2 protein-coding genes are annotated in these 1,047 nt (G+C 47.1%); both read right to left on the bottom strand.

Translation table 11 applies throughout. The features are described from left to right. The coding region (locus ACTQ34_RS18005) for an IS3 family transposase (protein WP_441364970.1) at nucleotides 1–609 on the bottom strand (609 nt) is incomplete at its 3' end. Between the two features lie 26 nt (nucleotides 610–635). Continuing rightward, nucleotides 636–986 carry a transposase gene (locus ACTQ34_RS18010; RefSeq protein WP_441364971.1) on the bottom strand — a complete coding sequence of 117 codons (351 nt, stop codon included), beginning with the start codon at nucleotides 984–986 and terminating at the stop codon, nucleotides 636–638. Nucleotides 987–1,047: the final 61 nt, after the last annotated feature.

Raw genomic sequence — 1,047 nt, forward strand, 5'->3', positions numbered from 1 at the left:
CCCTTTGCGGCTCATGCTTTGACGAATGCCCTTGCGCTTTAACATCTGCTGATACCGTTTGTGCTGGTATTGCCACCCCTGGTCTGAGTGGAGAATCAGATCCATCCCGTCCGGTATGGTTTCAAAAGCCTTCTCCAACATGGTTGTCACCATGCTTAAAACAGGACGTTGAGAAAGCGTATAGCTGACCAGATAACCATTGTGTAAATCCAGAATCGGAGAAAGGTACAGTTTCTGGCCGAAGAGATTGAACTCCGTCACATCGGTGACCCATTTCTGGTTTGGCTTTTCAGCATGGAATTCCCGATTCAGTAAATTAGGAGCAATTTTGCCCACTTCTCCTTTGTAAGATCGATATTTCTTGATTCTGACGCGGCAGACTAAGCCCAGTTCTCTCATAAGCCGCTGGACAGTCTTGTGGTTCAGGAAAAAACCTCTGCTGCGAAGTACCATTGTGATACGTCGGTAGCCGTATCTTCCTTTGTTTTCGTGGTAAATAGCGGAAATTTCTGCTTTTTCCTGCGCATATTTGTCGGCTTTTTGCATACGTTTCAGGTGGTAGTAAAACGTCGCACGAGGCAATTGAGCGATTTCGAGAAGGAGAGGCAAAGCGTATTTGGGCCTTAGTTTTTGGACTACCTGGGCTTTTTCCCCTGGCGTCGCTCTCTCTCCAAAACCAAGGCTTGCAAGTTTTTTAGGTATTCATTCTCCGCACGCAGCCGCTGCACCTCAGCCAGCAGATCTTCTTCTACCTCTTTGGGCAGTTGCCGGGGTCTGCCTTTACTTCCACGGCCACGCCGTTCCAACTTAAAGCCTTCTGGTCCCTCGGTTAGATAAATGCGTTCCCAGTCTTTTATTCGTTTGTCACAGCTGACTTCAAATCGTCTTGCAGTTTCGCAGTAGCTTAGCTGCTCCGCCAGCATCGTTTCTATCACCATCTTCTTGAATTCTGGTGTGTAGCGTTTGTTTGGTATTCCTTTTGGCATAATAAAGCACCCCACTTGTTATCCAGTATATCATACTGTCTAACAAATGGGGTGCAGTTCA

It is taken from the genome of Agathobaculum sp. LCP25S3_E8 (assembly GCF_052117165.1).
Taxonomy (GTDB): domain Bacteria; phylum Bacillota; class Clostridia; order Oscillospirales; family Butyricicoccaceae; genus Agathobaculum.

Excerpts from the sequence above, each read along its gene's own strand:
- ACTQ34_RS18010 (WP_441364971.1), bottom strand. The coding sequence starts at position 986 with ATGCCAAAAGGAATACCAAACAAACGCTACACACCAGAATTCAAGAAG.